This window comes from Tateyamaria sp. Alg231-49, assembly GCF_900143535.1.
Taxonomy (GTDB): Bacteria; Pseudomonadota; Alphaproteobacteria; order Rhodobacterales; family Rhodobacteraceae; genus Tateyamaria.
The window spans coordinates 1-18,351 of the sequence record NZ_FRFA01000024.1; the positions used below are offsets into that span (position 1 = coordinate 1).

17 protein-coding genes and 1 tRNA gene are annotated in these 18,351 nt (G+C 56.5%); 13 read left to right on the plus strand and 5 right to left on the minus strand.

Translation table 11 applies throughout. The annotated features are described in order from the left end of the window. The 10 genes from DHN60_RS20565 to DHN60_RS20610 form a co-directional block, all read left to right on the plus strand. A partial coding sequence (locus DHN60_RS20565) for an elongation factor G (protein WP_368773173.1) occupies positions 1–1,011 on the plus strand: 1,011 nt, incomplete at its 5' end. Positions 1,012–1,095: 84 nt separating this feature from the next. Next, complete coding sequence (gene tuf, locus DHN60_RS20570) at positions 1,096–2,271, plus strand: elongation factor Tu (RefSeq protein WP_108839189.1); 1,176 nt, start codon at positions 1,096–1,098, stop codon at positions 2,269–2,271. A gap of 175 nt (positions 2,272–2,446) precedes the next feature. Continuing rightward, a tRNA-Trp gene (locus tag DHN60_RS20575) sits at positions 2,447–2,522 on the plus strand. A 297-nt stretch (positions 2,523–2,819) separates the two neighbouring features. Then, positions 2,820–3,539 (plus strand): hypothetical protein, encoded by a 720-nt coding sequence (locus DHN60_RS20580; protein WP_159089323.1) that lies wholly within the window; start codon positions 2,820–2,822, stop codon positions 3,537–3,539. 98 nt (positions 3,540–3,637) lie between these two features. Further along, positions 3,638–3,835, plus strand: coding sequence for a preprotein translocase subunit SecE (gene secE, locus DHN60_RS20585; protein ID WP_108839191.1), 198 nt, complete (start codon positions 3,638–3,640; stop codon positions 3,833–3,835). 176 nt (positions 3,836–4,011) lie between these two features. Continuing rightward, entirely contained in the window at positions 4,012–4,545 is a 534-nt protein-coding gene (nusG, locus tag DHN60_RS20590) for a transcription termination/antitermination protein NusG (RefSeq protein WP_108839192.1), read from the plus strand. A 316-nt stretch (positions 4,546–4,861) separates the two neighbouring features. Continuing rightward, positions 4,862–6,043, plus strand: a complete 1,182-nt coding sequence (locus DHN60_RS20595; RefSeq protein ID WP_108839193.1) for an OmpA family protein — start codon at positions 4,862–4,864, stop codon at positions 6,041–6,043. Between the two features lie 191 nt (positions 6,044–6,234). Continuing rightward, complete coding sequence (gene rplK, locus DHN60_RS20600) at positions 6,235–6,660, plus strand: 50S ribosomal protein L11 (protein WP_108839194.1); 426 nt, start codon at positions 6,235–6,237, stop codon at positions 6,658–6,660. Position 6,661: 1 nt separating this feature from the next. Further along, positions 6,662–7,360: a 50S ribosomal protein L1 gene (gene rplA, locus DHN60_RS20605; protein WP_108839195.1), complete on the plus strand. Its 699-nt coding sequence runs from the start codon at positions 6,662–6,664 to the stop codon at positions 7,358–7,360. Positions 7,361–7,493: 133 nt separating this feature from the next. Continuing rightward, complete coding sequence (locus tag DHN60_RS20610; protein ID WP_108839196.1) at positions 7,494–9,197, plus strand: AMP-binding protein; 1,704 nt, start codon at positions 7,494–7,496, stop codon at positions 9,195–9,197. Between the two features lie 231 nt (positions 9,198–9,428). Here the strand turns inward: DHN60_RS20610 and DHN60_RS20620 are convergent, their stop codons facing one another. Beyond that, positions 9,429–10,394, minus strand: coding sequence for an adenosine deaminase (locus DHN60_RS20620; protein WP_108839197.1), 966 nt, complete (start codon positions 10,392–10,394; stop codon positions 9,429–9,431). Between the two features lie 742 nt (positions 10,395–11,136). On the opposite strand from DHN60_RS20620, the gene DHN60_RS20625 reads away from it, so the two are divergent. The 3 genes from DHN60_RS20625 (at position 11,137) to rplL (ending at position 13,279) form a co-directional block, all read left to right on the plus strand. Next, positions 11,137–11,757: a VPLPA-CTERM sorting domain-containing protein gene (locus DHN60_RS20625; protein WP_108839198.1), complete on the plus strand. Its 621-nt coding sequence runs from the start codon at positions 11,137–11,139 to the stop codon at positions 11,755–11,757. 559 nt (positions 11,758–12,316) lie between these two features. Beyond that, positions 12,317–12,832 (plus strand): 50S ribosomal protein L10, encoded by a 516-nt coding sequence (gene rplJ, locus DHN60_RS20630; RefSeq protein ID WP_108839199.1) that lies wholly within the window; start codon positions 12,317–12,319, stop codon positions 12,830–12,832. 72 nt (positions 12,833–12,904) lie between these two features. After that, positions 12,905–13,279: a 50S ribosomal protein L7/L12 gene (gene rplL / locus DHN60_RS20635; RefSeq protein ID WP_108839200.1), complete on the plus strand. Its 375-nt coding sequence runs from the start codon at positions 12,905–12,907 to the stop codon at positions 13,277–13,279. A 146-nt stretch (positions 13,280–13,425) separates the two neighbouring features. Here rplL and DHN60_RS20640 read toward each other — a convergent pair whose 3' ends face one another. From DHN60_RS20640 to DHN60_RS20655, 4 genes are all read right to left on the minus strand, one after another. Beyond that, the gene (locus tag DHN60_RS20640) at positions 13,426–14,481 is read right to left on the minus strand and encodes a DUF1513 domain-containing protein (protein WP_108839201.1); all 1,056 of its coding nucleotides are present in this window, start codon (positions 14,479–14,481) and stop codon (positions 13,426–13,428) included. Further along, a complete protein-coding gene (locus tag DHN60_RS20645) occupies positions 14,481–15,476 on the minus strand; it encodes an imelysin family protein (RefSeq protein ID WP_108839202.1) in 996 nt (331 codons plus the stop codon). The genes DHN60_RS20640 and DHN60_RS20645 overlap by 1 nt, the downstream gene beginning before the upstream one ends. Next, complete coding sequence (locus DHN60_RS20650; protein ID WP_234423736.1) at positions 15,473–16,942, minus strand: di-heme oxidoredictase family protein; 1,470 nt, start codon at positions 16,940–16,942, stop codon at positions 15,473–15,475. The genes DHN60_RS20645 and DHN60_RS20650 overlap by 4 nt, the downstream gene beginning before the upstream one ends. Before the next feature lie 123 nt (positions 16,943–17,065). Beyond that, the gene (locus tag DHN60_RS20655) at positions 17,066–18,337 is read right to left on the minus strand and encodes an imelysin family protein (protein ID WP_108839204.1); all 1,272 of its coding nucleotides are present in this window, start codon (positions 18,335–18,337) and stop codon (positions 17,066–17,068) included. Between the last annotated feature and the right edge of the window lie 14 nt (positions 18,338–18,351).

Consider the following 18,351-nt stretch of genomic DNA (forward strand, 5'->3'; position numbering starts at 1 on the left):
GTCMTGATGCATTCCAACAAGCAAGACGAGATCACCGAAGCCTATGCTGGTGATATCATTGCGCTTGCGGGCCTGAAGAACACGACAACGGGTGACACTTTGTCTGACGACAAGGCGCAGGTTGTTCTGGAAACAATGACCTTCCCTGATCCGGTGATCGAGATCGCGGTTGAGCCGAAAACCAAGGCTGACCAAGAGAAGATGTCGATGGGTCTGCAACGCCTCGCGGCCGAAGATCCATCCTTCCGTGTTGAAACAGACCTCGAAAGTGGTCAGACGATCATGCGTGGTATGGGGGAATTGCACCTCGATATCCTGATCGACCGTTTGAAGCGCGAATTCAAAGTCGAAGCGAACATTGGTGCGCCACAAGTGGCCTACCGTGAAACCATCGGCCACGAAGTTGAGCACACCTACACCCACAAGAAACAGTCGGGTGGTTCTGGTCAGTTTGGCGAAGTGAAACTGTTGATCTCTCCGACAGAGCCGGGCGAAGGCTACTCCTTCGAGTCGCGCATCGTTGGTGGTGCTGTGCCTAAGGAATACATCCCAGGCGTCGAAAAAGGCATCAACTCGGTCATGGACTCCGGTCCGTTGGCGGGCTTCCCCGTCATCGACTTCAAAGTTGAATTGCTGGACGGCAAATTCCACGATGTTGACTCCTCGGTACTCGCGTTCGAGATCGCAGCACGTATGTGTATGCGCGAAGGCATGCGCAAAGCCGGTGCGAAACTGCTCGAGCCGATCATGAAAGTCGAAGTTGTGACACCTGAAGATTATACAGGCGGCATCATCGGCGATCTGACATCGCGTCGCGGTCAGGTTCAGGGTCAGGACACACGTGGCAACGCCATCGCGATTGACGCGCAGGTGCCGCTGGCCAACATGTTCGGCTACATCAACACGTTGCGTTCAATGTCTTCTGGTCGTGCGAACTTCACCATGCAGTTCGATCACTACCAAGCCGTACCGCAGAACATCAGCGACGAAATCCAGGCGAAATTCGCTTAACCCCGGGGGTCCATCGGGCCCGCCGACCACCCCCGTAGGGTGCGTGCATCACGCACCGACAAAGACAAAAGAGGAGCCAACACCATGGCAAAGGCAAAGTTTGAACGTACCAAACCGCACGTTAACATTGGCACGATTGGTCACGTTGACCACGGCAAGACGACGCTGACGGCGGCGATCACGAAGTATTTTGGCGATTTTCAGGCCTATGACCAGATCGACGGCGCGCCCGAAGAGAAGGCCCGTGGCATCACGATCTCGACCGCGCACGTGGAATACGAGACCGAAGCCCGTCACTACGCCCACGTTGACTGCCCCGGCCACGCCGACTACGTCAAAAACATGATCACCGGTGCTGCCCAAATGGACGGCGCGATCCTGGTTGTGAACGCAGCTGACGGCCCAATGCCACAGACCCGCGAGCACATCTTGCTGGGCCGCCAGGTTGGCATCCCGACAATGGTTGTTTTCATGAACAAAGTGGACCAGGTCGACGACGAAGAGCTGCTTGAGCTGGTTGAGATGGAAATCCGCGAGCTGCTGTCTTCCTACGACTACCCCGGCGACGACATCCCCGTCATCCCCGGCTCGGCTCTGGCCGCGATGGAGGGCAACAACCCTGAGATCGGCGAAGAAGCGATCCGCAAGCTGATGGCTGCTGTTGACGAGTTCATCCCGACGCCTGAGCGCGCCGTGGACCAGCCGTTCCTGATGCCTGTGGAAGACGTGTTCTCGATCTCTGGCCGTGGTACGGTTGTGACCGGTCGTGTTGAGCGTGGCGTGATCAACGTTGGTGACGAGATCGAAATCGTCGGCATCAAAGACACCCAGAAAACGACCTGCACAGGCGTTGAAATGTTCCGCAAACTGCTGGATCGCGGTGAAGCGGGCGACAACATCGGCGCCCTGCTGCGCGGTATCGACCGTGAAGCTGTCGAGCGTGGCCAGGTTCTGTGTAAGCCAGCTTCCGTGAAGCCGCACACCAAGTTCGAAGCCGAAGCCTACATCCTGACCAAGGAAGAGGGTGGCCGTCACACGCCGTTCTTCGCCAACTACCGTCCTCAGTTCTACTTCCGGACCACGGACGTGACCGGCACGGTTCAGCTGGCTGAAGGCACCGAGATGGTTATGCCCGGCGATAACGTGTCCTTCGGCGTTGAGCTGATCGCACCGATCGCGATGGAGCAGGGTCTGCGCTTTGCGATCCGCGAAGGCGGCCGCACAGTCGGCGCCGGCGTGGTTTCCAAAATCACTGAGTAAAAGCAGGTAGGGCGCACCCACAGGTGCGCCCTATTGTGCAAAGACAAGGCGGACAATAACTCCGCCCATCATTGGGCCGCTCTAACCGAGCGGCCCTTTTTGTTTTCCCCGCCTGGGAGATGCGCGAATGAGGTCTTGATCTTGATCTTGCCATCGCATATCCCGCCCGCACCGCAGGGGTATAGCTCAGCTGGTAGAGCGACGGTCTCCAAAACCGTAGGTCTCGGGTTCGAACCCTGATGCCCCTGCCAATTCATCCGACACCAAACACCGCAAAATCGAATCGTGGATTGCTTTGACCAGAAGTTGTCCAACTGTTGTCGCCTGTCTGCCATTGTGCTGAACGCTACCGACACAGTTTCTCGCATTAGCTCAGGACTGTATCCACGCGCGATACAGTGCCATTTTTTGAACACATTTCTGACACGCGAGCCGCACGTTTGCGTCGCATCTTTGCCGCATCCGCGCACGTGCGCTGGACGTAACCTGTTTGCCCCTGTTTTGATTTGAGCGCGACAGAAGAGTGTGATGAGTTAAGGACCTCTCTGATGAGATACGAGCCTATTCCCGGCCAGCCGCAACACGCGACCGAAGAAGAGACAATGGCGATCATCCGTGCCGTGTTGACCGAGGATGAGGAGCCTAAACCGACCCGCAAGGCCGAGCGTTTGGCACGGCAAAAGAGCGGTTCGGTTGACGTGGATTGGAACACTGAAAGGCGTCCAGGCGAAAGCCTCAGGTCCTTTGTTGCACGCAGCAGCGGATCCAAACCACGCCGCCGCGCTGATAACCTTCCGAAACTTGCCGAAGCCGAGCCCGAGACCCCACAGCCAAAGCGGACTGCACAGTTGGTCAACATGGTTGCACCATTGGTCCGTCGTATTCGTTCCTTTCGCCCGTCCACCCGCCAATTGGCGCTGGTCTGTCTTGCCCTGTTGGTTGTTGTTCGACCGCATTGGTTTGTAATCAGCGGTGCTCTGGTTTTGGCCTGTGTTGTCGGTCTCTTCCTTCTCTTTGGCTCTGATCGGATTTGGCGAGGTGTTGTGTCGTATCTGCGTCGGGTGGATGCACGTGATCCAGTGCGGGGCGTTTTGCTGCGCGAACGCATGGATCGGTTTGCCTGCCGTTGGGATGGTGTCCTCGACCGTTTCCCGGATGGCATGGTTGACGGGCTTTACATGCCGGATTTGCAAGCGATGGAGAGCGCGGAAGCTGCGCACACATATGCGATGGCCCAAAGGCTTGCGCGCATGGCGCATGACACCTGATCGATGATCTGAGGCACGGTGCATCAATCCTGCCTTGAATTCACCAGACCGGGCGGCTACATGCCTTTAATCCGCAGATAGGGACACGAGTTCACGCCATGGCCACCACAAATCCACTTCAGTTTATCCAGCAAGTTCGGTCCGAGGTGTCCAAGGTTGTTTGGCCAACGCGGCGCGAAGTGCTGTTGACGACCGTTATGGTTTTCATCCTTGCCGCGCTGACGGCTGTGTTTTTTGCTATCGTCGATATCCTGATCCGCGGCGGGCTTGAGATGATACTGACCTCTTTCGGCTAACCCGTCGTTTGCCGCCCGGGGCTCTTGCACTTTGAAAATCTGCGGAGTATTCCGCATTCCTGACCTAAGCTGAGGCGCGCGGCGATTCGAAGCCCCGCGCCACTTTTAATTCAGGTTGGCGCGTGTTCAGATCACGTGGCGCAAAAAACGAACTTCGGGCAAGGGACCAAAGGCACATGGCAAAACGGTGGTATTCGGTCAGCGTTCTTTCGAACTTTGAAAAGAAGATCGCCGAGACGATCCGCACCTCTGTGGCAGAACACAGCCTTGAGGACGAAATCGACGAAGTGCTGGTGCCGACTGAAGAAGTCATTGAGGTACGGCGCGGCAAGAAAGTCACGACCGAACGCCGCTTTATGCCCGGTTACGTCCTTGTGCACATGGAGATGTCTGATCAAGGCTATCACCTGATCAATTCCATCAACCGCGTCACAGGTTTTCTGGGTCCACAAGGACGTCCGATGCCGATGCGCGACGCTGAGGTGAACCAGATCCTCAACCGCGTTCAGGAAGGCGAAGACAGCCCACGTACCCTGATCCATTACGAGATTGGCGAGAAGGTCAAAGTCAACGACGGCCCGTTCGAGGATTTCGACGGAATGGTCGAGGAAGTGGACGAAGAAAACCAACGCCTCAAGGTCACTGTGTCCATCTTTGGTCGCGAAACTCCGGTCGAGCTGGAATTCACACAAGTGAACAAGCAGACCTAAGAGAAACGCATATCGTTCAGAAGTTAGAGTGGCTGGAACCTTATCGGGTTCCGGCCATTTTCTTGTGCGCCGGGACCCGATCCGTGGCTTGGACATGCATTCCAACAACTCTGCTTTTGGCGAGAACGCCTTAGACATCCCCACGTCTTCGATTGGGGTTGCGGCCCTACATCCGAAACTCACGCTCCACGGGAAAAAGTCGTGGATAAGTCTGTGTATACTATTGACGGGCCCAGCCAATTCACGCCTAATTGCAGGGATAAACACATCATATAGGTGTTTGATCCAATAGTTAGAGTGTATCTTGGGGGATATTATGAGCTTTAAGGGTTTTAAGGACTCGTTACCTTGGCTGGTGCCATCGGTTGTGATTGCGGTCGTTGGGACGGGGTATTTAAAGACGGTGTACGACGCGCCGACTGTTGCCGCACCGGAACCACAGCCTGCGTCGGCTGCCGCATCAGAGGCGCAAATCGAGCGTTTGCAAGCCGCCCTTGATGCTGTGTTGCTCGCGAATGCAAAAGAAGAGATCGTCGCCCGCCAAGCCACTTCTGCCGATGCGCTGGTTGAATTGCCCAAACCCGCACCCCGCGCCGAGCCAGAAGTTGCCGTAGTAGAACCAGTCGCCGTACCAAAGCAGCCTGAACCGGTCGATGATCGTGTGGCCGCTTTGACGACGCCACACTCTGCCGCCAAGCTGTTCGCATCAGGTCAGGCCGCGGCAGAAGATGCTGCGCGCTGCATGGAGGATCTGCGCAACCTGACATCTCAGGCAGTCGTGTATTTTCCAAGTGGTGGCGTCACAGCGGACGAAGGAGGCGTGGAGCAAGGACGCCTGATCGGCCTCGTGGCGCAATCCTGCGATGGTGTCCGGATCAAAGTCGAAGGCCACTCTGATGCAACCGGCGATCCTGCTGCAAACCTGCGCCTGAGTGAACAGCGCGCGCAGCAAGTGATTCAGCGGATCGCAGCGTCGGGCATCGATACCAGCATGTTCTTTGCCGAAGGTGCAGGCGATCGTCGCCCCTCTGGCGTTGTGGGTCCGCAGTCGCGGGCGTTCTACGACCGCCGTGTTGAATTTGAGGTGGTGGAAAACGTGACCCGCGTCGCGGCGCGCGCGCCCGGTACGGCAAAGCCATGGGCGAACGCCACATGCGTGACCGAGCTAGAGCGTGCGGCGTCTGGTACGTCGCTTTTCTATGCGCCACGTTCCGTTTCGTTGCAGTCCCAAGACCTCGACACGGCGCTTCAAATCGCATCGCTGGCCAGCGAATGCCCGCATGCCCGCTTGCGTGTGGTTGGTCACTATTCTGGGGACATTCAGGCTCGCGAGGACATGCGCACTGGCCTTTTGCGAGCCAAGGCCCTGATGGCAATGCTGGTTGGACGCGGCATTCCGTCCGAACAAATCATTATCGCTGCCCACTCACGTCCCCTTAACGAGTCTGGCCTGCCTGGTAGCCGGGTCAACTTCGACGTCATTCTCGAAGAAGAGTAACCCGTGATCCACGTATAGGCCGGAACCCCAACTTTTCGGCTTGATAATGAACCAGAGGCGCTGTATCCGGCGCCTCTGTCACGTTTGGTGACATCCCATGTGGGAGGCGAGGGCAACGCGTTGTCCAAACCGAACCACATCAACCATATCCCGGCGTCGCGACGTGCGGGAGTTGAAAAGGAGATTGGCACATGGCCAAGAAACTCGTCGGGACGATGAAGCTGCAAGTTAAAGCAGGTCAGGCAAACCCGTCCCCACCCGTCGGCCCTGCATTGGGTCAACGCGGCATTAACATCATGGAATTCTGCAAGGCGTTCAACGCCAAGACCGCAGACATGGAGCCCGGTGCGCCGTGCCCAACCGTGATCACCTATTATCAGGACAAATCCTTCTCGATGGATATCAAGACGCCGCCAGCGTCCTACTATCTGAAGAAGGCCGCCAAGGTGAAATCCGGTGCCAAAACGCCATCGCGCGAAACCATCGGCACAGTGACTGCTGCGCAGGTGCGTGAAATCGCCGAAGCGAAAATGGCCGATCTGAACGCCAACGACATCGAAGGCGCAATGCAGATCATCCTGGGCTCTGCCCGCTCTATGGGCATCGAGGTGAAGTAAGATGGCAAAATTCGGAAAACGCACAACTGCCGCTCGGGCAGAATTCGCAGGTAAATCGGACGTCACTGTTGAAGAGGCCGTAAGCCTCGTCAAAGGCAACGCCAAAGCCAAGTTCGACGAGACCATCGAAATCTCGATGAACCTCGGTGTTGATCCCCGTCACGCAGACCAGATGGTCCGTGGTGTGGTTGGTCTGCCCAACGGTACAGGCAAAGACGTTCGCGTCGCTGTCTTCGCTCGTGGCCCCAAAGCTGAAGAAGCTGAAAAGGCTGGCGCAGACATCGTTGGTGCCGAGGATCTGATGGAAGTCATTCAGGGCGGCAAGATCGACTTTGATCGCTGCATCGCCACACCAGACATGATGCCTATCGTGGGTCGTCTGGGTAAGGTGCTTGGCCCCCGGAACCTGATGCCAAACCCCAAAGTTGGCACAGTAACCATGGACGTCGAAGCTGCGGTCAAAGCGGCCAAAGGCGGCGAAGTGCAGTTCAAGGTCGAAAAAGCCGGCGTGATCCACGCGGGTATCGGCAAAGCGTCCTTTGACGAAGCCAAGCTGATCGAAAACGTTCGCGCCTTTGTCGGTGCTGTGGCCAAAGCCAAGCCAGCCGGATCCAAAGGTACGTACATGAAGAAAGTATCGCTGAGCTCGACAATGGGCCCGGGCGTCAGCGTCAACGTGGACAGTGCCGTCACCGAGTAATCGGGACACACATCACAAGTTTAGAAACCGGGCTGCACAAGCAGCTCGGTTTTTTTATTGCACACGCCCCAAAATTTTACCGAAAGCCGCAAAGTGTAGTAGGGTCAGGTGAAACGATGGGGGGATATCTACTATGGACGGCGACAAGGCGTGGCACAAGTATTTTTCAGATGAGGCAAAGGCCTTGGATGCGGGCAAGTTGCCTGCACAGACGCTGCCGCAGATAATCGATCAAGCGGTTGCGAAATTTGCTGACAAACCGGCTCTGACGACAATCTTGCCCACAGGCGCTGACACCACAGTCAGCTACGCTGAACTGAGAGATCATGCGGCCGATTTTGCGTCCTACCTGCGCGAAGACCTGAAGCTGGCTCAAGGCGACACGGTGGCCATCATGTCCCCGAACTGTATCGGTTTTGGTGTGGCATCTCTTGGAATTTCTATGGCGGGGTGCGTCGGCACCAACGTCAATCCGCTTTATACACCGACCGAACTTGAGCATCAGCTCAATGACAGTAAGGCAAAGGCGATTGTCATCATCGATCTGTTTGGGGACAAACTCGACAAGATCGTTGCGAATACGGGGGTGAAGCATGTCATAACCCTGTCCATCGTCGATTTCTTTCCAACGCTCAAAAAGATGCTGCTTGTTTTTGTGCTCAAGCGGGTGCGCAAAGTCATTCCAAATATGACGACGCAAAACACCAAGCTTGCGGATGCTTTGGCGCGGGGGCGCAAGCATCGCAACGGTGCAGATGTTGCAGCCTACACAAAAAGAATTACTGGAACATCGGTGGCTCTTTATCAATATACCAGCGGAACGACGGGACGCAGCAAAGGTGCGTCCCTGACGCACCACGCGGTCCTCACCAATGCAGAACAGGCGCGGTTGATGACTGCTGATGTCCTGAAGGAAGGTGAAGAGGTCGCGCTGGTCGCCCTGCCGCTCTATCACATAACGGCATTTGTCCTTTTGTTTGTCTCGGGGCTCAAAGTCGGGGGCCATGGCATCCTTGTTCCGAGTCCTCGACCGCCCTCGAATGTCAAAACGGCGTTTGAGAAGTACCGCATCACTTGGTTCACCGGGATCAATACACTGTTTGCCGGGCTCATGGCCGAAGACTGGTTTGATCCCAAACTGTTCTCAGGCATTCGCGTTTGCGCGTCGGGCGGTGCGGCCCAGCAGACCGGTGTAGCCCAGAAGTGGCAGGACCAGACAGGTGTCGAGATCCTGCAAGGGTATGGCATGACTGAAGTGGCGGGTGTTTTGACGTTAAACCCGCCGGGACAAAACCGTCTGGGCAAGGTCGGAGTGCCCGTCCCGGGAGCAGATGTTCGAATTGTTGATGACGCGGGCCAAGAGCTGCCGGTCGGTGAACCGGGCGAGGTCATCGCCAAGACTCCGTCGATGATGACGGCCTATCTCGACAATCCCGATGCCACGGGTGAGGTGCTGAAGGATGGCTGGTATTATTCCGGGGACATTGGCGTCATGGACGAAGATGGCTTCCTTGAGATTGTGGACCGGAAGAAGGACATGATCCTCGTGTCAGGCTTTAACGTCGCGCCGAACGAGATCGAGGACGTGATTTCGACCTTGCAGGGTGTGGTTCAGGTTGGGGTCGTGGGGGTCACGCATGAAAAGACAGGTGAGGCGCCGGTCGCTTTTGTGGTCCGCTCAGATGAGGGCCTGACAGAAGAAACGATCCTTGCGACCTGCCGCGAGACGCTGACCAATTATAAAATCCCCAAGGAAATCCGATTTGTGGAGGATGTGCCCGTCACCCTGTCGGGCAAGGTTTTGCGGCGGCAGCTGCGAGAGGATCACTTTGGTTGAGCACATGGGGTGTCCCACGCTGGGACACATTTGTGCCATAGGAAAATCAAGGGGTTACAGAGGCAGGTTTAGAATTTGGTAACCTATGGGGCCCAAGATGGTTGGGGTGCGCGAGGCCAACGAAGAGGTGCCAAGTCACATCGTAACAGTACCCGAAGATCTGGCAGACGTCCTTGTGTCTATGCTGTCGCGCCCGCCTAAGATCTGGCGACATGAGGTTCGAGTTAAGGGTTAGGCGTCGATTTTCGTCAGCAGTGTCGCGCGTGTGTCTTCATCCACGAATGCTGCTTTGATCGCTGTGCGCGTGATGTCGCGCAGTTCATCCTCGTTCAGGCCGAATTCAGTGGCGGCGATGTCATATTCGCGCGCCAACGATGTATGGAAATGGGGCGGGTCATCGGAATTCAGCGTGACGGGAACGCCGGCGTCCCGGAGCGCCATAAACGGGTGTTCATCAAAGCTGTCGTAGACAGACAGGGCAATGTTCGAACCCGGACAACATTCCAAGACGATCTGTTTGTCGGCAAGCTCGTGGACCAAAGCCGGGTCTTCAATGGCTCGGACGCCATGCCCGATCCGGCTTGGTTTCAGATATGTCAGCGAATCCCGAACAGAGTCAGCACCACCGAATTCACCTGCGTGTGTCGTGATCGCCAGACCCGCGTCGCGCGCAACATCGAAACCCGGAGCAAGGTCTTTGGGGTGGTGCATACGTTCGTCACCGCCCATGCCAAACCCCGTGACAAGAGGGTGTGGGTTTTCGGCAATGTAGGTCGCGGCACGCAACACTGATTCCGGCCCTTCGTGCCGCAGGCCTGTGGCAATCATGCGCGCTTCTATGCCGTGCTTTTGCTTGGCTTGTGTCATCCCCTCAGCCAGGCCGTCGATATAGTCCCGTTCCGAAATGCCGATCATCCGCGCATGATCTGTGGAAATGAAGACCTCTGAATAGATGCAACCGGTCGAGGCAAGTTGGGTCAGATAGGTTTCGGACAACAAAGCGTAATCATCGGATGTGCGAAACAGGGCTGCGGCACCATCAAAGCACTTTAGGAACTCGGAGAAATCGTTCCAGACGAACGCCCCGTCCTGAATTATGTCGGACACATCGACGTTGTACTTTCGCGCTTGGGCCACAACCAATTCTGGATCGGCAGCACCTTCGATATGGCAGTGAATTTCGGCTTTCGGAATCATAGTTGCCCCCAATGCGCGTTCATTTCTGAGTGTTTCGGAGCGATAACTGCCCAGGAGTTGTTATGCAACGGAGAGGATAAGGGGGACGGGTTTTCGCTTGTTGTGGAGAAGCTGGTACCAGAGAGGGGGCTCCTTGGGAGATTGGATGGTGGATAGAATGCCTAGGCTACTGTCGGTCAGTGGACGAAGCGGACCCTTGCTGCGTCCGACATGAATGACCGAGGTGCGGGCGAAGTTCGCTTTCGCCTTAACCTGTTTTAGTGACCGTCTTGCGAACAAAGCTGCCGTTTTCTACAACCGCGAAAAAGCCTAGCCAAGGATCAAAAGAGCTTTCGGCCAAATCCTGTCGCTCTGGACCATATGTCTAGTTTTAGAACGCCTTCCAGAAATTTCGATTGATCAATAAGAAGATGTGCCGTTTCTTGTTTCCGAGTTTCGCAATGGCTCAGAGATTTGTAAAATGCCGCGGGCTTAAAACTCGAAGCGAGAATCGCGCAGGACTTTGATGCCGACCTTGCGGCGGAAACATTAGAGAGGCAGACTGTTTCCCCTCAAGTTATTCGACAATTCGCTTTTCTAAGATGCATTGAACACATTTTGGGCGACATTTTCGCCCAATGGTGGAAATTGTGGCAAAAGTTAGGAAAAGCCGCGACCTTCCTAGGCAATCGTCAGGCCAAAGTTCATCCTTAGAAATATGAGCAATAGCGCTCTATTCTTTCTAAAGATTCAGAGGTAAATCATGTATCTTAAACCAATAACATTTGCTGCACTGGGATTAGCGATGAGCGTCGGGAGCGCAATTGCCGCTACGTTTCCGGAAATCGTATTCGATGCAGGTGCTTCATCGATAACCGTAACGCCGAACATCGACATTGGAACATCAGTAGTTACAGGCACGTTTCTTGACAACGGATTCCCTTGGACACCTACCAGCTCAACTGACACATTGGAGATAGCCGAGTTCATTGAGTGGGAAATCAATGGTGACTTAGGCCTCCAGTCGTTTGGAGTGACGGCTGAACTGAAATTCTCTGCGCCCAATAGTGCGACTGGCGGCGCTACGGGGTCTGGGCGTGCGGGAACCATAAGAACTTTTTTCGGGTCTATCAGTGGCGGAAAACTGAACTGGGACAATGACGGAGAAGGTGAAATTAATTTTGGAACGTTCGGGGTCCTAGACTTTGCATTGGCGGATACCGAGCCAAATTTTTTCAGTTACACTGTAGGTGTTGGTAACAAAGTAACTACCGGAGCGACTTTCAGTGGAGATGAGCTCGCACCAGTACCACTTCCTGCTTCAGCATTGCTTCTGCTAGCCGGTCTAGGCGGACTTGCCGGGATGCGTCGGAAAAAGAGTTAGAATAGATTTAACTTTACAGATTGCTAAGTGGCGGCCCTTTGCGCCGCCGCTTTTGCATGGGCAGGGCAACCTGACCTTTTCCTGAAAATCGAAAGGCCATAAAGGCAACTTTTTGCTTAAATTGGCCCGTTTTTCCGTTCTTAGACATTAAGAAACTCTGGCAAAGCAGGAGTTCGCTTGGCGACAATGAAGGTTCCACTTTGGGCTCAAAGCCGACAGCTGCCAAAGTCTACAAATCTCTTCAAAGTCCGCTTTCTGCGCATATCGCCCAAGCTCACTGAGTCCAAGCACTCCAAACCCCCTTCACAACGCGCCTCAAACCCTCTATCCGACCCGTTGATAGGTCATTCGCGATTCGCGGCTGCCCTATTATTTCGTCCGAGACGGTGGGTGAGGCGTACCTCATAAATCCTGCCCGAGGCGGGAACAGACCTTTCTTCCAGATGCTCCGTTTGAGCCTCTGGCGGTCTTGGACCCGTGTATTTCGAGGACCAAACCGCCGGAGTGATCCGGTGTTACTTGAGCCGGGGGGTCCGCCCCTCAAAAACTGGAGAAAACTGTGGATAGAGCCCAGAAAGAGAAAGTGGTCGACGAACTCGGCCAGATCTTTGAAAGCTCTGGCGTCGTTGTGGTTGCCCACTACGCCGGTCTGACAGTTGCCGAAATGCAAGACCTGCGTGCCCGTGCACGCGACAACGGGTCGAGCGTTCGTGTTGCCAAAAACAGGCTCGCCAAAATCGCCCTTGATGGGAAGCCTTGCGAAAGCATTGCTGACTATCTGACGGGTATGACCGTTCTGACCTTTTCTGAAGACCCTGTGGCAGCCGCCAAAGTGTCCGAAGAGTTCGCCAAGGAAAACGACAAGTTCGTGATCTTGGGCGGTGCAATGGGTGAGAACGCTCTGGACCGGGCCGGTGTTACGGCTGTGTCGAAAATGCCTTCGCGCGAGGAGCTTATCAGCACCATCGCGGGCATGCTTGGCGCACCTGCATCGAATATCGCCGGATCCATTGGCGCACCTGCAAGCAACATTGCGTCCATCTTGTCCACTATCGAGGACAAGGCGGCCGCGTAAGCAAATGTCTGATTGGCGTGTGAAAATCTCACGCGTTGGAACACACAAATCGAAACGGAAAGAGCTGATACAATGGCTGATCTGAAAGCACTCGCAGAAAGCATCGTGGGTCTGACCCTGCTGGAAGCACAAGAACTGAAAACCATCCTCAAAGACGAGTATGGCATCGAGCCCGCCGCTGGTGGCGCTGTGATGATGGCTGGCCCTGCCGATGGTGGCGGTGCAGCTGAAGAAGAGAAGACAGAATTCGACGTCGTCCTGAAAAACGCAGGCGCATCGAAAATCAACGTCATCAAAGAAGTCCGCGGCATCACAGGTCTTGGCCTGAAAGAAGCCAAAGACCTGGTCGAAGCCGGTGGCAAGATCAAAGAAGGCGTCGACAAAGCCGAAGCCGAAGACGTCAAAGCCAAGCTGGAAGCAGCTGGCGCCGAAGTCGAACTGGCCTAAGCCGTCGATGGGCAGATTGCCCATCCTACGAAATGCGGCGGTTCCGAAAGGAGCCGCCGTTTTTGTTTGCCCGGTGGGTTGGCGCGATCTTTTGGGTGGAACGCGCAACAGTTCACGGTCCGCCGGTGTGCAGTTTCTGGCTGCGTTCAAATTGCGATCAGATGGTTGTCCCAAGCGACGTCATGCAGCACTGATAGACCTGATCGCGACTGCACCACACCTGTGCCTGACGTTACGATGAAGTCGGTTTTCGACGATGCGACCCCACAGGCATCAGTTATGACGGTCTGGTCGAAAAGTTCAGTGCCTTTGAAATTTTGGAGAATGCCTGCGCGCGGAGACGTTGTTGCGATGTGGTTTCCATTCCTGGAAACGGCGACGCTGCCGAGATAGCCGTTCATGTTGCGGATTGAAGCCTGTTCCGCGAACGCAATTTTTTCAGTTTTCAGGTGATGTGTGCCCAGCAAAGGCAGGTCCGCTGTCAAATCGCCTTGCCACTGCATTGCAAAAGCCACGTCCCCCTGCGCGGACACAGCGAGGTGACGGATTGAGTTCTTTTGGTGCGCGCGGTCCAATTGCATTTGTCCCAGCCGTTTCCCATCGAAGCTGAGGTAGCTGAGGTTCGACTGCATGGTCGGGATGTTGAGCTTTGTGCGTCCGGTTTCGGGATGGGTTTCGATGCCCCCGTTGGCCACCACCAGCGATGTCCCATCTGGCATCAGCTTGATGTCATGTGGACCGATCCCCCCTGATGAAAACTCACCAATCCGCGCGTAGTTATGCCGTGCATCCCAGATACCAACCACACCACGGGCCGCTTCAAAGTCGTTTTCGGTTGTGAACAGCAGGTCGCCATCTGCTGAAAAGGTGCCGTGGCCAAAGAAGTGTCGGTCGTGGGGGGCGGTCAGACGTGCTTTCTGTTGCCCTGTGACGCAATCCAGTACGATCGCGTAGGTGCCGGGCCGTCTTGCAAAGGCGACCGCGTCGGCCAAATTGGGATGTGCGGCGGCGGCGTGCCCACGGGCAGGCAACGGACGCTCGAAGGTTATTTGAGCGTCGGCGCTTAGTCCGCACAGAACGTAGCTGCCGTCGGGCTTCATACCCGCGGACAGGAAGGCGGGGTTTCCGGCGTCTGCCCATGTTGGTTTCGGCGCAATCCCGGCGGCAAGCATTCCGGCGATGAAGGATCTGCGGCTGGGCATCAATCGCCGTCCAATGAATTAAAACCCGCCGCGATGCCCAAGGCCGGGCCGACCTCTTGGGCCAGCATGTTGCGGATCAGGTCGATGTTTTGTTGCAGCGCTTCGATGCGCAGCCGGCGCTGGGGTGCGGTGACACCGGCAAAGACCGGGTCATCAAGGGTGTCCGCCCTTTGGATCGCAGCCTCAAAGGCTTTGTCGACACCAACATGACCTATCGAGATCAGTGCGGCCAGTTCCTGCGTTGCCCTGAGCGAAAGTTGAACATGGCGCAGAGAACGGGCTGAGCGTCGGGCCTCGGCACGGTTGGGTCTAGGCCGATCAAATGTCCCCATGGGACGGCCCAGACGGGTTTGGGATGTGAATTCCAGCCCGGTCGCTAGGGATGTAAACAGCTGCTGGGCGGCCTCTGTTTGCGTGCGGTACGTGTCGTTTCCCGGCTTGGACATCAGGGCGCCGTAGCCGGTTTCCCAATCGCCCAAGATGGCGGAGGCATTGAGCGATATGTCAGTGGCCACGGCCTGCACGAGCGCGCAGTGATAGTCCGCGTTTGCGGTGTTTGAAAACTGAGGGTCGAACAAAAGAAACTCCAGCGCGTAGAAACCGCGTGCGGCGACAGAGACCGTCGCGAATTCACGGGAACTTGCGACGGCGGCGTCTTGGTCTTGCAACAGCGCTGAAAGGGCTTTGGGTGTCGATCCTCGTGGGTCGGGCCAGAATGCCAGCGCAAATGCGCGGTCGTCCTGTTCAGAGGGGCCAAAGCGCAAGTGGCTTGCGCCGATCCATGCGTCAAAGGCATCGTGATAGGCCGCGATCAAAGTATCGCTATCTGGCCTGCAATCCGTCGTCGCGCTCTGCGCTAAGTCGGCGGCCTCAACGGCCAGCGATTGATACCGGGGCAGGACATGTCCATCGACGATGGCCTTGATGTCGATGTCTTGTGCAAAAACGGGCGCCGCCGCGAAAATGAGGGTCGATAGGAGTAGGATGCGGTTCATATGCTTTCCAGAAATTTGATCAGGGCTTGGCGGTCTGCGGGGGGCATGTCGACCACTGAATCGCGCTGCGATTGGGCCTCACCCCCGTGCCAAAGAATGGCCTCTAGCAGCGACCGGGCGCGTCCATCGTGCAGAAAATAGGTATGTCCGGATACCTGCCCGGTCAGCCCGATCCCCCACAAAGGTGGTGTGCGCCATTCGGTGCCTGTGGCGCGGGCCTCGGGCCGGTTGTCTGCAAGGCCGGGACCCATGTCATGAAGCAGCATGTCGGTATAGGGCCAGATCAGTTGGAAGCTTTGCTCTGGCTGGTCTTTTAGTCTGTGCGTCACGAACGACGGTTGGTGGCAGGATGTGCACCCCGTTGCATAGAAGATTTCCTTGCCGCGCAGAACGTTGGGGTTTTCAACGTCACGCCGCGCCGGAACACCCAAATTGCGGCTGTAGAACGTCACAAGATCGAGACCTGCGGCGTCGATTTCAAAGCCTCTGTCATCCGCATCGCCATGCGGAGCGTTTTGGCACTCCGCTTGAGTTTGCGTGCATTCGCCCCAAGCCGCCGGAAAAAGGGGGCTGGAAATGCCGATGTCCCCGGCGAACGCTGCGGCGGATTGTTCTTTGACTGTCGGGATGCCCGCCTTGAGCCCGAAGCGGCCCAGCATGGGTTGGTTGAACTCGGCCGACCAAACAATATTTGCCCGCCCCGAAATGCCATCGCCATCTGCATCATCCGGATCCGCCAAAGTCAGAATGTTGGCGGCTGGGATGGCTTCGAGCAGGCCAAGGCCGATCATCTGGGGGGCGACACGTGGGCTGAGCATGGCGTTGGGATGCAATGGGCCATATCCAAGGTCTGTGGCGGTGTACGTTGGCTGTCTCAGATACGCTGCCTCTTTGCCTGACAGTCGGACCTCGGTCTCTTCATATTCGACTTGCAGCCGATATTCAGCTGGATGACCGGGAAGGCTGAAATCCTGCATCTGCGTGCCGTAGTTTGGGTCTGGCAACGTTGCGATGTACCCTTTGATTTTCTGCGCCATCGCGGCGTCATCGGTTGGGATCGACACCCTCAGGAACATCGAAATCGCGTTGTCATCCGGCCCTTCTGGCGGGTGCCCCCGACCGTCCTTGATATGGCATCGTTGGCAGGATCGGGCGTTAAAAAGTGGGCCCAGACCGTCCGAGGCGAGCGTGGATGAGGGCGAAGACACCCACAGTTTGCGAAACAACCCGTTGCCGACCTTGAAGGTCAGTTCATCTTCAAAGGAGATGTTTCCCGATGGCTGTGAAAACGCATTGGCATTCGGCAAGACCCTGACAGTCGCCGCCCCCGCCGAATTTTCTTCGAAGGCCTGCGCCTTATCAAAGTTGCTCGTTAACGCAGTCACCGCGGCGATCCGTGCGGCTTCGGCCTGCGTTCGAGGGCTGATGTTCAGGTGGGGTTCGTCCAATGGCCCCGCAGTGCCCATGGTTGGGACTGCAATCGTGAGCAAGACGTTCAACAGACGTGGCTTGAGCATAACTCGGCTACCATCTTTATCCGGTGGGGAAGGCGTGGCTTGAAATTGCCGCGCCTTCCCAAGTGACAGAGTTTATTGGAAGACAGCTTCGGGATCATCGAGGCTGTCGGATCCTTCAACCTCGATCGACGCGCCCAGCGCGGCGACAACACGTTCGATGCTGCGTGTCTGGTCGATCAGACCATTTACGCCGCCCATGATCAGGGCTTCGCCGGCCTCGTTTCCGCGTTCCAGCATCATGTCATACGCGAACCCTGCTTCGGCTGCTGTCTTGATGCGGCCAAGGGCCAGCACCGCTGCTGACAATTTGGACTGCATTTCGACATCCAGATCGGCGTCTGTTTTTGAGACAAGATCAGACAGGGAAGGGCCTTCAACAATGCTTCCGTCAATGCGGGTGTAGCTGCCAAGGTAGACGGACTGGACGCCAACACCGTTGTAGTAGTGATCGTTGTGGGTGTTGTCGGCAAAGCACGAGTGCTCTTCTTCGGGGTCATTGAGCATGACGCCAAGGCGCATCCGCTCTCCGGCTGTTTCACCGTAGGACAGTGACCCCATGCCTGTCAGAATGGCGGAAATACCTGCATCCGCATCGGCGTTGAGTTCGGCGCGCGCGGCACCTGTGTCTGCCCACTGGGCGACGATCCATTCTAGGTCAGAGACCAAAAGGTCGGTTGCGGCGCGCAGGTACTGTCCTCTGCGATCGCAGTTGCCATGGGTGCACTGTGCATCCGTTTGGGCATAGTCGGTCCACGGGCGATTTCCGGCACCGGCCTCGTGACCGTTCAGGTCTTGGCCCCACAGCAGGAACTCAATCGCCTGGTATCCGGTTGCGACATTTGCCTCGACCCCGTCGGCTTCTTGCAAAGTGTCTTCTAGCAAGGCAGGGGAAATGACCGATGCATCGACCGTCTTGCCCGACAGCGTGAAGCTGGAATTGGCAATGACGTTGAGAACAGCCGCTTCGTTTTCGTCCGTTGGCCCGCCGTATGAGGCGTCTACGTAGTCTATCAGGCCCTCATCGAGCGGCCAGGCATTCACCTTGCCTTCCCAGTCGTCGACGATGGCGTTGCCAAAGCGAAACACCTCGGTTTGCTGGTATGGCACGCGTGCCGCCAACCAAGCGGCTTTGGCGGCTTCGAGCGCTTCTGCCGACGGGTCGGAAATCAGCGTATCAATCGCCGCCGACAGCCGCTGGGCCGTGATCAGGCTGTCGGTGTAATTCGCGGCGGCAATGTCCGCGTAGGTATCGAGCACTGCCGCATTGGTTGCTGGTCCATCGGCCATGGCTGCGGTGCCGACGCTGAGCGCCAGGGCACTTGTGGCAAGGGTGAGGGCTTTCATCAGGGACTTCCTTG

What these genes read in the sequence shown, in the direction of transcription:
- tuf (WP_108839189.1), top strand. Translation starts at nt 1,096, where the DNA reads ATGGCAAAGGCAAAGTTTGAACGTACCAAACCGCACGTTAACATTGGC.
- DHN60_RS20580 (WP_159089323.1), top strand. Translation starts at nt 2,820, where the DNA reads ATGAGATACGAGCCTATTCCCGGCCAGCCGCAACACGCGACCGAAGAA.
- secE (WP_108839191.1), top strand. Translation starts at nt 3,638, where the DNA reads ATGGCCACCACAAATCCACTTCAGTTTATCCAGCAAGTTCGGTCCGAG.
- nusG (WP_108839192.1), top strand. Translation starts at nt 4,012, where the DNA reads ATGGCAAAACGGTGGTATTCGGTCAGCGTTCTTTCGAACTTTGAAAAG.
- DHN60_RS20595 (WP_108839193.1), top strand. Translation starts at nt 4,862, where the DNA reads ATGAGCTTTAAGGGTTTTAAGGACTCGTTACCTTGGCTGGTGCCATCG.
- rplK (WP_108839194.1), top strand. Translation starts at nt 6,235, where the DNA reads ATGGCCAAGAAACTCGTCGGGACGATGAAGCTGCAAGTTAAAGCAGGT.
- rplA (WP_108839195.1), top strand. Translation starts at nt 6,662, where the DNA reads ATGGCAAAATTCGGAAAACGCACAACTGCCGCTCGGGCAGAATTCGCA.
- DHN60_RS20610 (WP_108839196.1), top strand. Translation starts at nt 7,494, where the DNA reads ATGGACGGCGACAAGGCGTGGCACAAGTATTTTTCAGATGAGGCAAAG.
- DHN60_RS20620 (WP_108839197.1), bottom strand. Translation starts at nt 10,394, where the DNA reads ATGATTCCGAAAGCCGAAATTCACTGCCATATCGAAGGTGCTGCCGAT.
- DHN60_RS20625 (WP_108839198.1), top strand. Translation starts at nt 11,137, where the DNA reads ATGTATCTTAAACCAATAACATTTGCTGCACTGGGATTAGCGATGAGC.
- rplL (WP_108839200.1), top strand. Translation starts at nt 12,905, where the DNA reads ATGGCTGATCTGAAAGCACTCGCAGAAAGCATCGTGGGTCTGACCCTG.
- DHN60_RS20640 (WP_108839201.1), bottom strand. Translation starts at nt 14,481, where the DNA reads ATGCCCAGCCGCAGATCCTTCATCGCCGGAATGCTTGCCGCCGGGATT.
- DHN60_RS20645 (WP_108839202.1), bottom strand. Translation starts at nt 15,476, where the DNA reads ATGAACCGCATCCTACTCCTATCGACCCTCATTTTCGCGGCGGCGCCC.
- DHN60_RS20650 (WP_234423736.1), bottom strand. Translation starts at nt 16,942, where the DNA reads ATGGGCACTGCGGGGCCATTGGACGAACCCCACCTGAACATCAGCCCT.
- DHN60_RS20655 (WP_108839204.1), bottom strand. Translation starts at nt 18,337, where the DNA reads ATGAAAGCCCTCACCCTTGCCACAAGTGCCCTGGCGCTCAGCGTCGGC.